The organism is Aquabacterium parvum (assembly GCF_001447195.1).
Lineage (GTDB): Bacteria > Pseudomonadota > Gammaproteobacteria > Burkholderiales > Burkholderiaceae_C > Aquabacterium > Aquabacterium parvum.
In genome coordinates, this window is the sequence record NZ_LFRI01000100.1 from 1 (window position 1) to 12,859 (window position 12,859).

Annotated in this window: 15 protein-coding genes; 7 read left to right on the forward strand and 8 right to left on the reverse strand. The window is 63.9% G+C overall.

The features are described 5' to 3' along the window. Positions 1-93: 93 nt before the first annotated feature. A complete protein-coding gene (locus tag ABG80_RS03250) occupies positions 94-615 on the reverse strand; it encodes a hypothetical protein (protein WP_058086344.1) in 522 nt (173 codons plus the stop codon). A gap of 263 nt (positions 616-878) precedes the next feature. Here ABG80_RS03250 and ABG80_RS03255 point away from each other — a divergent pair, with 263 nt between their 5' ends. The 7 genes from ABG80_RS03255 (at position 879) to ABG80_RS03285 (ending at position 5,969) form a co-directional block, all read left to right on the forward strand. Then, positions 879-1,475: a YiiX family permuted papain-like enzyme gene (locus ABG80_RS03255; RefSeq protein ID WP_058086345.1), complete on the forward strand. Its 597-nt coding sequence runs from the start codon at positions 879-881 to the stop codon at positions 1,473-1,475. Between the two features lie 37 nt (positions 1,476-1,512). Next, positions 1,513-2,052, forward strand: coding sequence for a hypothetical protein (locus ABG80_RS03260; protein WP_152987435.1), 540 nt, complete (start codon positions 1,513-1,515; stop codon positions 2,050-2,052). 132 nt (positions 2,053-2,184) lie between these two features. Beyond that, complete coding sequence (locus tag ABG80_RS03265) at positions 2,185-2,832, forward strand: PEP-CTERM sorting domain-containing protein (RefSeq protein ID WP_058086347.1); 648 nt, start codon at positions 2,185-2,187, stop codon at positions 2,830-2,832. A 115-nt stretch (positions 2,833-2,947) separates the two neighbouring features. After that, on the forward strand, positions 2,948-3,484 hold the full coding sequence (locus ABG80_RS03270) for a hypothetical protein (RefSeq protein WP_058086348.1): 537 nt from the start codon (positions 2,948-2,950) through the stop codon (positions 3,482-3,484). Positions 3,485-3,542: 58 nt separating this feature from the next. Next, on the forward strand, positions 3,543-4,028 hold the full coding sequence (locus tag ABG80_RS03275) for a GNAT family N-acetyltransferase (RefSeq protein ID WP_058086349.1): 486 nt from the start codon (positions 3,543-3,545) through the stop codon (positions 4,026-4,028). 124 nt (positions 4,029-4,152) lie between these two features. Beyond that, entirely contained in the window at positions 4,153-4,737 is a 585-nt protein-coding gene (locus ABG80_RS03280; RefSeq protein ID WP_058086350.1) for an HD domain-containing protein, read from the forward strand. A gap of 188 nt (positions 4,738-4,925) precedes the next feature. Further along, complete coding sequence (locus ABG80_RS03285) at positions 4,926-5,969, forward strand: trypsin-like serine protease (RefSeq protein ID WP_160322420.1); 1,044 nt, start codon at positions 4,926-4,928, stop codon at positions 5,967-5,969. Positions 5,970-6,049: 80 nt separating this feature from the next. Here ABG80_RS03285 and ABG80_RS03290 read toward each other — a convergent pair whose 3' ends face one another. The 7 genes from ABG80_RS03290 to urtA all read right to left on the reverse strand — a co-directional run bounded on the left by ABG80_RS03290 (position 6,050) and on the right by urtA (position 12,789). Continuing rightward, positions 6,050-6,415, reverse strand: a complete 366-nt coding sequence (locus ABG80_RS03290) for an FmdB family zinc ribbon protein (RefSeq protein WP_058086352.1) — start codon at positions 6,413-6,415, stop codon at positions 6,050-6,052. A 31-nt stretch (positions 6,416-6,446) separates the two neighbouring features. Then, positions 6,447-7,682: a formamidase gene (fmdA, locus tag ABG80_RS03295; RefSeq protein WP_058086353.1), complete on the reverse strand. Its 1,236-nt coding sequence runs from the start codon at positions 7,680-7,682 to the stop codon at positions 6,447-6,449. A gap of 68 nt (positions 7,683-7,750) precedes the next feature. Then, positions 7,751-8,440: an urea ABC transporter ATP-binding subunit UrtE gene (gene urtE, locus ABG80_RS03300; RefSeq protein WP_058086354.1), complete on the reverse strand. Its 690-nt coding sequence runs from the start codon at positions 8,438-8,440 to the stop codon at positions 7,751-7,753. A gap of 12 nt (positions 8,441-8,452) precedes the next feature. Then, a complete protein-coding gene (gene urtD / locus ABG80_RS03305) occupies positions 8,453-9,196 on the reverse strand; it encodes an urea ABC transporter ATP-binding protein UrtD (protein ID WP_058086355.1) in 744 nt (247 codons plus the stop codon). A gap of 38 nt (positions 9,197-9,234) precedes the next feature. Then, positions 9,235-10,437 (reverse strand): urea ABC transporter permease subunit UrtC, encoded by a 1,203-nt coding sequence (gene urtC, locus ABG80_RS03310; protein ID WP_058086356.1) that lies wholly within the window; start codon positions 10,435-10,437, stop codon positions 9,235-9,237. Between the two features lie 31 nt (positions 10,438-10,468). Continuing rightward, positions 10,469-11,383, reverse strand: coding sequence for an urea ABC transporter permease subunit UrtB (gene urtB, locus ABG80_RS03315; RefSeq protein WP_058086447.1), 915 nt, complete (start codon positions 11,381-11,383; stop codon positions 10,469-10,471). Between the two features lie 116 nt (positions 11,384-11,499). Beyond that, positions 11,500-12,789, reverse strand: coding sequence for an urea ABC transporter substrate-binding protein (gene urtA / locus ABG80_RS03320; RefSeq protein WP_058086357.1), 1,290 nt, complete (start codon positions 12,787-12,789; stop codon positions 11,500-11,502). Positions 12,790-12,859 lie beyond the last annotated feature (70 nt).

Sequence of the window (12,859 nt, forward strand, 5' to 3'; positions counted from 1 at the left end):
CGCCCGCAAGGGCCTGAAGGGCCTTTTTGCGCCCGCCTTGTGGCTGGCCATGTGGGGCATGTGGGTCCGAGCAAGCCTTGAACGCAGCCACGATCATGCACTCAAGGGCTCAAATTGAATTTTGCAAGGCCGACTCGAGAACATCCGCAGCGAGGTGATGCCATTGAGCGACAGGGTGGCCAGGCCGGAGCGCACATCACCAATGATGGTGCCGCCCGTGAGGGTGACGGAGCCCAGCAAACCCGCCTGACCATATGCCTGCAGAGTGAAGTTGGCCGACAGCGACGTGCCAAAGAGCACATCGACGCGGTCGAAGGACGAGGTGAAGTCGATGTCCAGGTACTGGCCCGTGGTGCTGCCGCCACCTTGGTCGACCCACAGCACGTTGGGGGCGCTGGCGCCGGCGATGAGGCCGGTCAGCGTGTTGTTGGCGCGGGCGCCGCCGCTGTGCGAGTCTTCGAAGGTCACGCCAAGCGACTGGTACTGGGTGGTGACTTGTTCACCGGACCAGATCGGGCCGCCGGCCAGCGTGTCGAAGTCAATGGTGACGGCACCAGCCGAAGCGTGGATGGCGAGGGCGGCGAGCGGAGCGCTCAGGGCAAAAAATTTGGACATGGTTTCCCTATTTAGGTTGGGGGCGACCACCTTGGGGGTGATCAGGTGTTGCTTCTCGGGCCGGCCGGGCAGGGGGCGCCAGGCCGTAGCCGCACGCTGATTCAACACGGTCTGCGTGCCTCGTTAGGATAGGGGCAGGCCATGGAAGAAATCAGCCTGAACGCATCCCTAGGTTGAGGGAGATCAGGCAGGGCCGATGGTGCCTCGCTCTTCGAGCGAGTTGTCATCCCGCAAGATCACAACAAGTCACCTCGGAGGAATTCATGAAGTTCGCACTCGCGGCCATGGTCGCCAGCCTGTTCGTCGCATCTCAGTCGTGGGCGTACCAGCCCCGAACGGGCGACATCGTCTTTCACACCTCGACGTCGGCCCAAAGCGCAGCCATCCAGGCCGCCACCCACTCCGCATACAGCCACGTGGGCGTCGTGGTTCACGACCTGGGCAGCCCCAAGGTGCTCGAAGCGGTGGAGCCCGTGAAGCTCACTTCGCTTCAAGCTTGGCTGAAACGAGGCAAAGGGCAGCATTACGTGATCAAGCGCCTCAAGCAACCCCTGGCGGCTTCGGCTGCGGCGCAAATGGAGCTGGACGCCAAGCGGTTCATTGGCAAGCCCTACGACCTGACTTTCGAGTGGTCTGACGACCGCATTTATTGCTCCGAGCTGGTGTGGAAGCTCTACAAGGGCAGCGCGGGGATCGAGCTGGCGCCGCTGTCGCAACTCAAGAGCTTCGACCTCACATCGCCCGCCGTGCGGTCCAAGCTCAAGGAGCGCTACGGCAGCCAGATCCCCCTGGATGAACCTGTTGTGCCGCCATCGGCCTTGTTTGACTCGCCCTTGCTGGAGACGGTCGCCGAGCGTTGACAGAGACCGGCGGTATCCATCGTGGAAAATGCCGGCCATGAACAAAAAACAAACTCAGGCAGAAATCGCCCGCCGCATCGCCCAAGGCGAAAGCAAGGCATCCATCCACCGAGCATTGAGTGGAGGCGAACTCAGTGAACGCCAGGTTGCCAACCTCATCGCCACCCACGCGGACCCGCAACTGACGCAGAAGCACGCAGGTTTGGTGACGGCCCTGGTCATCATTTCCTGGATCCAGTTGGCGCTTGCCATGGTGGTGGTCCTGGTGGTTGGCGCGCCGCTGGGTTGGGGAGCGTTGTTGTTCCTGATGGCGTTCACCGCCGCCTTCGGTTACCTGTTCATCTGGGGGTTCAAGCACCACAAGGCCTGGGCCTACACGGCCGCGTTCATCCTCTCGTGCTCGAACCTGCCCAAGACGCTGAAAGACTTCAACTCTGAGCCCATCACCAGCATCGTGGCCCTGCTCGTCGGAGCAGCGATCATCGCGTTCACTTGGTACGTGCGCAGCAAACTGTTCCCCGATTTGCTTTTCTTCGGGCCCAAAAAGGTCAAGGGCGCATTCGTGTTTTCTAGCTGATCCGCGACGGTCGTTTCGGGCTGCGAACATCGGCATCCCCCCCCCAGTTTGCAGTCCGCGCGGCGCCGCCCGGTCGTTGACATCGGCCATCGCCTCATCAGAATGGGATCCCTCATCAACTGGGGGATCCACATGAAGCATCGGGCTTTTTCTGCCGCCTTGGTCACCGCCTTGGGCCTGGCGACTGCACTGCCAGCTCAGGCTCAGTCCGTCTACCTGAACCAGGACAACATCGCGGTGTCCGTGGGTGCAGGCACGTCTGCGGGCACGTTCAACAACACGTTCTCGGGCGGCGCCACGATCACCAAGGTCATTGACGCCCCCACGGCAGACGCCGCTGAATTCCACAATCAACAGACCCACATCTGGTTCACCGCCAGCAGCGTGGGTGGTGGGCTGGAGTTGCTGTTCGACTTCGGCCAGGCCTACGACATCCAGACGCTGCACTTCTGGAACTACGACGGCGAAGCCTATGACGTCGACAACGTCAGCTTCAAGTTCTTCGACGCGGGCAACCTGCAGGTGGGGGCCCTGGACATCCAGCCTGCACTGGGCAGCTCGCCTGCCATCTACGCGCAGGACATCGGCCTGGCCGCGCCGCTGAATGTGCGTTACGTCAGCGCCTTCCTGACTGGCTCGAATGCCCAGGTGGACTTCCAGAACATCGGTTTCACGGCCGTGGCCTCGGTGCCCGAGCCCGGCGTGCTCACGCTGATGGGACTGGGTGGGCTGGTGCTCGTGCCCACCTGGCTGCGCCGCAGGCAAAGGGCTTCGATCTAGGGGGCAGGGGGCTGGGCGGCAGGGCCTTTCCACGTCAGAATGGACGTGAAAGCGCAGACCCAACGCAGGTCATGCGCGTGGCACAAAACAAGACCCGTGTTTCAGGAGGTGGCTCATGGCCGAATCGTTCCCACCCGCCCGCCCGGTGGCCCCCAATGCAGAGCCCTTTGGCGCGCGACGCGTGCCACTCTGGGTCGTGGCCTTGCTCACCTTGGGCTCTGCTGCTATCGCGGCTTGGGCCACCCAGGCCTGGCTGCTCCATGGCGCGGCCTCCGCGCAGGCGGTGCACGCCACCTTGTCAGGTGATCAGGGGCCGATCGAGTTGATGCCGACCGCAGCGGGTCCTGCGACCACGCGCTCGTCAGAGCACGCGCCCACCATGCTCTACGGCATGCTGCCCCTTCACACCGGTCACGGCTTGCGCGACGAACAATGCCGTCAACTCGCTGCCGACGCCTTGAAAGAGGCCGGCGTCACCGAGATCGACCAGACCGGAGATGCCGCCCTGTTCGCTCGCCAGGGCGACTACGCCTTGTTCGTTGGCTGCCACCTGGATCAGAAGCTGGTCCTGGTGGGGGCTGCCGGTCCCGTGCCAGAGCAGGCCGAGTCGCTCCAGGAGCAGCTGCTGCGCTCGCTGCAGACTCGGTTTTGAGCACGGCGTGAGCCGGGCCTGAGCCAAGCACGCCCGGGGCGGCGGCACAATCTCGTCCATGTGGACCCAGATCACCTTGGCCGACCTCGGCCACCCCGAACACGCCGACGCCATCGTCAACTTGCTGGATGCCTACGCCCGCGACGAGATGGGTGGTGGGCGCCCTTTGAGCGAGCACGTGCGGCGCAACCTCGTGCCCGAGTTGCGCAAGCGCCAGGGGGTGCACGTGGTGCTGGCCTTTGCGGGTGACGAAGCAGCGGGCATGGCCATCTGCATGGAGGGGTTCTCGACTTTTGCGTGCGAGCCTTTGCTCAACGTGCACGACATGGTGGTGCTGCCGGCGCACCGGGGGCAGGGCCTGGCTGGGCAACTGCTGGCCGAGGTCGAGCGCCTGGCGCGCGAGCGGGGGTGCTGCAAAGTCACCCTGGAGGTGCTCGAGGGCAATGTGTCGGCGCAGGCGGCTTACCGGCGAGCTGGGTTCGCTGGTTATCAGCTCGACCCCCGCATGGGGCGCGCCCTGTTCTGGCAGAAGCTGTTGGCCTGAGGTTTTCGGCCACAGTGCCCGCGTCTGGCCCGCATTGGGTCCGTGTTGGGCCCGCGTTTCACCGGGTGATGCCGCGCCGAGAACCTCGGCATCATCTGCCCACACCTTTTGCTGGAGTTTGACCATGGATGCGCCCCGAGCCACCTTCACCCGCATGGAAGAAAGCACCCAGGCCGACTGGGCGGTGATCCTGCCGGAGGCCATGAAGATGGCCCGCTCCCTGCCCGATCGGGTGATGGAACACCTGCGCTTGCTGGACGGCGACTTTGGCGGTTTTCCGGTGGACCGGCTCAGCCATTGCCTGCAGGCTGCCACGCTGGCCGAGGCCGACGGGCGAGACGAGGAGTACATCGTGTGCGCGCTGTTGCACGACATCGGTGACACGCTGGGCAGCTACAACCACCCCGACATCGCCGCCGCCATCCTCAAACCCTTCGTGAGCGAGGCGAACTTGTGGATGGTGCAGCACCACGGGATCTTCCAAGGGCACAACTTCTTTCACCACATCGGGCTGGACCGGGACATGCGCGATCAGTTCGCGGGACACCCTCACGCAGAACGGACTGCGGAGTTCGTTGAGCGTTACGACAACCCGGCATTCGACCCGGCCGCGCCCACCCGGCCGCTGAGTCACTTCGAGCCCATGCTGCGGCGCGTGATGGCCAGTCCCAAACAATCGGTTTACAAGGCGGCCATGCGCGAGGCGTGAGTTCGCTCAGGGGGGGGCGCACCCGGGATTGCCCTGCCCCGTGAATCCGGGAGACGAGGGCAGTTTTGCGACAGTTGAGGTGTGCCTCAAACGCCCCCGGTCGATCAGGGGATTGGAATCGCACCGCATCAGTGCTTTACTAGCTGTCTTGAGAAATATGTCTCACCCGAATGGGTGAAGGGATGCCCATGAAGACCCTGTCGTCGCTGCTGCCGCTTGGATGGATCCTGTCTGCGGCCGCTCTCCTGCCTGGGCAGGCGATGGCGCTGGCCTATTTCGACTCCGCCGAGATCACGGCGGCTTCGACGGTCAGCAATTCCTCGTTCAGCTACCTCGATGGCGTGGGTTATGTGCTGACGGCGAACCAGTCTGCCGGCAACTACGTGGCCTGCACGGGCGCGGCCTTGTCGTCGCGCCTCATCCTGACGTCCTCGCATTGTTTCGATTTCAACTACGACAACAAGACGGACAACAGCCGCTCCATGTTCTACGCATGGGAAGGCGAGGGCGCAAGCCGCGGGCTGACCCTTCACAACGGTGATGTGGTCGTGTCCCCGAAATACGAAATCATCCTGGCTGGGGGTTACAAGGCCTACAGCGACGTGGCCTTGATCGTGCTGGACACGCCCCTGGCGGCCACCACGCAGACCTACTCGGTTTACTCAGGCGAGCTGTCCGACAGCGCCCTGTCCAAACTCGGGGACGGCGCCATGGTCGTGGGCTATGGTCAGCACCACGAAGAGGGGCGCTTCATCGAGGGCGGCAGTGTTTACAACCGCTGGATGGGCTACACCCAGATCACCGGTTACGACGACGAGAAGGGCGGCACCTTGTCCGCCGTCCTGGTTCCTGGTGGTGCGGCCTTGGCAGGTGGGGACTCCGGTGGGCCGCTGATGTCCTGGACGTCGTCTGGCCAGGGCGTGATCTTCGGCACCGCCGCCTATGCCCGCGACAACCAGAACAACGGCCGCTACACCGACCTGGGCGATGAGTCGTTCTGGAGCTTCATCGGCGAGCAAGCGGATTTCATCCGCGATGTGGCCCTGAAGTATGGTGAAACGGTCAGCTTCTACAACGATGCCGACCTCGCGGCCTGCCGCCAGGGCAGCACCTGCCCCTTGAGCGGCCCAGGCAGCGTGAGCCACGCACCCGAGCCCAGCGAATGGGCCCTCCTGCTGGCGGGCCTGGCCACGGTGTGGGGCGTGTCGCGCCGCCAAAAACGATCAGCCTGAGGCGACTCGCTTGATGCATGAACAAGGCCCGCGCGATGCGGGCCTTTTCGTTCAGGGCTTCCTGGTTGGCCCTGGGTGAATCAGTGGCTGATCATCCACGGGCGCTTGCTCGGGAAGGCCTTGGCGCCATTGGCCGCCGTGACCGTCGCGCTGCGGATGCCCTTGCTTCCGCTCGAGCAGCAACCGCAGCCTGATGGGTGCTTCAGTCTGGCGTAGCCACCCTCCTGGTAGCCCTTTGACGTCATGGGCGCGTGGCGGGCGGTTTCGTTTCGGTCCATGGCCGTGCGGGTGTCGCTGCTCAGGCAGGCCAGGCGCGGCGCGCTGACGAACACGCGCGGCGAATGGGTGCCGCAGTCGGGGCAGGCGGCCGGCTCGTTGCGCTCGGCCAGGCTGCGAAAGGCGTCGAAGCCCCCGCAGCTCGGACAGTCGTAGTCGTAGGTGGGCATGCGGGGGGCTCCTTGCTTCAGTGCATCGAGCTCACTTGACGATGTCGTACGAGATCGGCATGTCGATGCTGCCGTCGAGCATCTTCACGGGGCCAGAGGCCGTCGGGTTGATGTCGAACTCGAAGATCTCGGTGGGCAGCCACAGCGTGGCGCAGGCGTTGGGGATGTCGACCACGCCGCTGATGTGGCCCTGCACCGGCGCCGTGCCCAGGATCGAATAAGCCTGGGCCTTGGAGTAGCCGAACTTGGTCAGGTACTCGATCGCGTTGAGGCAGGCCTGGCGGTAGGCCACGTGCACGTCCAGGTAGTGCTGCTTGCCGTGTTCGTCAACCGAGATGCCCTCGAAGATCAGGTAGTCCTTGTAGTTGGGCGTGACGGGGCTGGGCTTGAAGATGGGGTTCTTGATGCCGTACTTGGCCATGCCGCCCTTGATCAGGCTCACGCGCATGTGCACCCAGCCGGCCATCTCGATGGCGCCGCAGAAGGTGATCTCGCCATCGCCCTGGCTGAAGTGCAGGTCGCCCACGGAGAGGCCGGCGCCGTCCACGTACACGGGGAAGAAGACCTTGGAGCCGCGCGAGAGGTCCTTGATGTCGCAGTTGCCGCCGTGTTCGCGCGGGGGCACGGTGCGCGCGCCTTCGGCGGCGATCTTGTCCTTGACTTCGCCGGTGGCCTTGCCTGCGTGCGTGGTCTTGGCAAAGGGTGGGTTGGCCAGCGGGGGCACGCGGTCGGGCTGCGTGGCGATGAAGTCCACCTCGCGCTCGTTCCACATGTCGAGCATCTTCTGGTCGGGCAGGCACCCGATCAGGCCCGGGTGGATCAGGCCCGCGAACTCGACGCCGGGGATGTGGCGGCTCTTGGTGAACATGCCGTTGAAGTCCCAGATGGACTTCTGCGCATTGGGGAAGTGCTCGGTCAGGAAGCCGCCGCCGTTGTTCTTGCTGAAAAAGCCGTTGAAGCCCCAGAGGCTGTCGGCCTTGGCGCCGATGTCGAGCAGGTCAACGACCAGCAGGTCGCCGGGCTCGGCGCCCTTGACGCCCACGGGGCCGGAGAGGAAGTGAACGGTGGTCAGGTCCACGTCGCGCACGTCGTCGGCGCTGTCGTTGTTCTGGATGTAGCCGCCGGTCCAGTCGAAGGTTTCGAGGATGAAGTCGTCACCTGGGTTCACCCAGCAGGCCATCGGGATGTCCGGGTGCCAGCGGTTGTGCACCATCGGGTTGTTGTAGGGGGAGTCTTTGAGGTCGACCTTGATCAGGGTTTCGGGCATGGTTGGCTCCTTGGTACGAACGGGTGTCAGCAAACGAGTGAGGCGTTGGGGCGGTGCGGTCGGCGCACTCAGACCGACAGGTAGGCCTTGATGCGCTCGGCATCGGTGTCGGCGCGGGTGGTTTCGTGCACCAGGCGGCCGCCTTCGATCACGAAGAGGCGGTCGGCCACGTCCATCGCGAAGCTCAGCACCTGCTCGCTGACCACGATGGTGATTTCGCGCAGCTTGCGGATCTCGTTGAGCGCCTTGGCGATGTCTTTGATGATCGAAGGCTGGATGCCTTCGGTGGGTTCGTCGAGCAGCAGCACCTTGGGGTTGGTGACCAAAGCGCGCGCGATGGCGAGCTGTTGTTGCTGACCGCCCGAGAGGTTGCCGCCCTTGCGGTGCTTCATCTCGAAGAGCACGGGGAAGAGGCTGTAGATCTCTTCGGGGATGCGCTTGTGCTTGGCGTTTTCCAGACCGGTCTGGATGTTTTCTTCCACCGTGAGGGTGGGGAAGATCATGCGGCCCTGGGGCACGTAGGCGATGCCTTTGCGCACGCGCTGAAAGCTCTCGTCCTTGGTGACGTTGTTGCCGGCCACCGTGATTTCACCGGACTTGGTGGGCAGCACGCCCATCAGGCTCTTGAACAGCGTGGTCTTGCCCATGCCGTTGCGGCCCATGATGGCGATGGTCTCGTTCTTGTTGCCTTCGAACGAGATGCCATGCAGCGCCTCGCTCTGGCCGTAGGCGACGTGAAGGTCCTTGACTTGCAGCATGGTGAGGTCCTTTCAGTGACCGAGGTAAACGTCGATGACCTTGGGGTCGCTCTGGACCTGGTCCATGGTCCCTTCGGCCAGGATCTTTCCCTGGTGCATGACGGTGACCTTGGAGGCGATCTGCTTGACGAAGTCCATGTCGTGCTCGATGACGATCATCGAGCGGCCCTTGCAGATGCGCTTGAGCAACTCGGCGGTGAGCTCGCGCTCTTTGGCGCTCATGCCGGCGATCGGCTCGTCGAGCATCAGCAGCTCGGGCTCCTGCATCAGCAACATGCCGATCTCGAGCCATTGCTTCTGGCCGTGGCTGAGCAGGCCGGCTTCCATCTCGAGCTTGTCGGCCAGACCGATTTCTTCGGCCACCACCTGCACGCGCGCCTTGACCTCGTTGGTGCACTTGAAGGCCAGCGCGCCCAGCACCGATCGGCCCTGCGGGAAGGACACCTCCAGGTTCTGGAAGACGCTGAGGTTCTCGTAGATGGAGGGCGTCTGGAACTTGCGACCCACGCCCGAGCGCACGATGGCGTGCTCGGACTTCTTGGTCAGCTCCTGGTCTTTGAACTGGATGCTGCCCGTGGATGCCTTGGTCTTGCCGCAGATGAGGTCGAGCAGGGTGGTCTTGCCGGCACCGTTGGGGCCGATGATCACGCGCAGCTCGTTCTTGTCGACGTAGAGGTTGAGGCTGTCGATGGCCTTGAAGCCGTCGAAGGACACGGTCAGGCCTTCGATGTAGAGCACGAACTCTTTGGGTGCCATGGTGTGGACTCCGGTTGTCGATGCGTTGTGTGCGGGGGTCAGGCCTGTTGGCCGCTCATGCCAGGAGGCATGCCGCCACCTGCCGGAGGTTTGCCGTTGGGCGGCACCTCGGGGTACATGGCGTGCGCCGTCTTGATGCGCTCGGCCTGCAGCTTGCGATCGGCCTGTCGCTTGGCCCACCAGGGCTTGATCTTTTGCTCCCACAGGCCGGCCAGGCCGTCGGGAAAGGCCATGGTCACGCCGATGAACAGGGCGGCCATCAGGAACAGCCACAGGTCAGGCGCCGACTCGGAGAAGTAGGTCTTGCCGAAGTTGACGATGAGCGCGCCGTAGATGGCGCCCACCAGGCTCATGCGGCCACCGACGGCGGCGAAGATCACCATCTCGATGGAGGGCACGATGCCGACGAAGGACGGCGACATGAAGCCCACCTGCAGGGTGAACATCGCGCCGCCGATGGCCGAGAGGCCTGCCGCCAGGCAGAAGGCGAAGACCTTGAACATGGAGACGTCGTAGCCCGAGAAACGCACGCGGTCTTCCTTGTCGCGCATGGCCAGCAGCAGCGTGCCCAGCTTGCTCGATTGCACCCAGCGGCACAGCAGCACCGAGGCCAGCAGCAGGCCTGCACACACGTAGTACAGGATCAGCTTGGCCTGGTCGGTGCGGATGTCCCAGCCCAGCATCGTCTTGAGGTCGGTGATGCCGTTGACGCCGCCGGTGTAGCCCTGCTGGCCGATGATCAGCACCGTCAGCACCAGGGCCACGGCCTGCGTGATGATGGCGAAGTACACGCCACCCACGCGCCGCTTGAACATGGCGAAGCTGATGATGAAGGCCAGCAGCATGGGCACGAGCACCACGGCAGCCAGGGCAAAGCCCAGGTTGTCGAAGGGCTGCCACCACCAGGGCAACTCGGTGAGCTGGTTCCAGTCCATGAAGTCGGGGATGCCCGGCGTGGACTGGATCTTGGTGCTTTCGGGGTCGGAGGCCTCCAGCTTGAGGAACATGGCCATCATGTAGCCCCCCAGGCCGAAGAAGCAGCCCTGGCCCAGGCTGAGGATGCCGGCGTGCCCCCACAGCATGACCAGGCCGATGGCCACGAAAGCGTAGGTCAGGTACTTGCCCACCAGGTTGAGGCGAAAGGGCTCCAGGGCCAGCGGGAAGGCCACCAGCAGCACCAGGGCCAGCAGCAGGAAGCTGCCGAGCTTTTGTTTGGCCAGCCAGTCTTGCATAACGTTCATGTGAGTGCTCCTTTTGATCTGGTGTGCAACGTCAACGGCGGACCTTGGAGGCGAAGAGGCCTTGCGGGCGCAGCATCAAGATGGTGATGACGGCCATCAGCGTGAGCACCTTGGCGTTCGAGCCGCTCATGAAGAATTCGGAGATCGACTGCGTCTGTGCGATGCCGAAGGCCGATGCGACGGTGCCCAGCAGGCTGCCCGCGCCACCGAAGGTGACCACCAGGAAGCTGTCGACGATGTAGAGCGAGCCGCTGGTCGGGCCCGTGGAGCCGATGGTGGTGAAGGCCGCACCCGCCACACCGGCGATGCCGCAGCCGATGGCGAACGTCAGGCGATCGGTCTTCTTGGTGTTGATGCCGATGGCGTTGGCCATCACGCGGTTGCTGACCGTGGCGCGCACGCGCAGGCCCCAGCGGGCTTTGTAGAGGGCCAGCAGCAGCAGGGCGGTGACCACGGCGGTCAGGCCCATCACGAACAGGCCGTTGATGGGGATGTCGAGGCCCTCGGCCGGGGCCCACGAGCCCATCAGCCAGTCGGGCAGCGTCGGGCTGACTTCCTTGGGGCCGAAGGTGGAGCGAAAGACCTGCTGCAGGCCCAGGCTCAAGCCCCAGGTGGCCAGCAGGGTGTCGAGCGGTCGCTTGTAGAGGTGTCTGATCAGGGCCCACTCGGTGAGCCAGCCCGCCGCGAAGGCGAACAGGAAGGCCGCGACGATGGCCACAGGGAAGTACATCTGCACCAAGCCGGGCGCGAAGGTCTCAGTCAGTGTCGAGCCCAGGTAGACGGTGTAGGCCCCGATGGTCATGAACTCACCGTGGGCCATGTTGATGACCCCCATCTGGCCGAAGATCACCGCCAGGCCGAGGCCCATCAGCAGCAGCACGGAAAACAGGCTCAGCCCGGCGAAGCCTTGCATGAGCCCGATGTTGAGCATGTCGTTGAGTGTCATGTCCATGTTGTTCACCCTCGCATCCGCCAAAAAACCTGCGCGGCCCGGCCAGCGCTGGCGCGGGCCGCAGCAGGAAGCAGGTGGTTTCAAACTGCACCACCCGCGCGCTCACTCGGTCACTGGTATCCCTTGGGGAAGGGGTTCGGTTCGATCAGCTCGGGCGACTCGGCAACCACCTTGAAGGTGCCGTCGGGCAGGCCCTGGGCGATGCGCGATTTGCTCCACAAGTGGTGGTTCTGGTGGACCTTGACGTAGCCTTCCGGCGCGGTCTTGAGCTCGATGCCAGGCGATGCGGCAACGACCTTGTCGACGTCAAAGCTGCCTGCCTTCTCGACAGCGGCCTTCCACAGCCAGGGGCCCAGGTAGCCAGCTTGTGTCACGTCGCCGATCACCGACTTCGGACCGTAGGCCTTCTTGAAGGCTTCGACGAACTTCTTGTTGTTGTCGTTGGTCAGCGACTGGAAGTACTTCATCGAGCTGTAGAAGCCAGCGAAGTTCTCGCCACCCACGCCGAGCATTTCGTCTTCGGTCACCGACAGGGTCAGCAGGAACTGCTTGGCACCGGTGATGCCGGCGGCCTTGAGTTGCTTGTAGAAGGCCACGTTCGAGCCACCCACCACGGCGGCGAAGATGCAGTCGGGCTTGGCCACCTTGATCTTGTTGATCAGGGAGTTGAAGTTGGTGTGGCCCAGCGGGTAGTACTCTTCACCGACCACCTTGCCCAGCTTGCCCACCGACTCGATGTGCTTGCGCGCGATCTTCATGGAGGTGCGCGGCCAGATGTAGTCGGAGCCGACGAGGAAGAAGGTCTTGGCCTTCTTCTCTTTCGCGCCCCAGTCCAGGCCGTAGATGATCTGCTGCGTGGCTTCCTGGCCGGTGTAGATCACGTTCTTGGACTGCTCCAGGCCTTCGTAGAAGGTGGGGTAGTACAGCAGGCCGTTTTCCTTCTCGAAGATGGGCAGCACGGCCTTGCGCGAGGCAGAGGTCCAGCAGCCAAAAACCGCGGCGACCTTGTCGTTTACCAGCAGCTTCTTGGACTTCTCGGCAAACGTCGGCCAGTCGGAGGCGCCGTCTTCCTTGATGACCTTGATCTTGCGGCCCAGGATGCCGCCCATGGCGTTGATCTGGTCGATGGCGAGCTGTTCGGCCTGGATGGAGCCGGTCTCGGAGATGGCCATGGTGCCGGTGGCCGAGTGCAGCTGACCGACGATGACCTCGGTGTCGGTCACGGCCAGCTTGGTGGTGTTGACCTTGGCGGTCGGGAAGGACTGGGCGTTGGCCGAGGTGGCCAGCATGCCCAGCCCGCCCGCACCGGCCATGCCGGCCAGGGGCAGGGCGCCCATGCCCTGCAGCAGGCGGCGGCGGCTGCTGCGGTTGTGGGACAGGTCATCTTCGCGGTTCGACATGGAAAGGCTCCTTGCACAAAAATGGGTTGCCAACGGGGACTCGGATGCCGCATCCCGGTGCATGCCATTT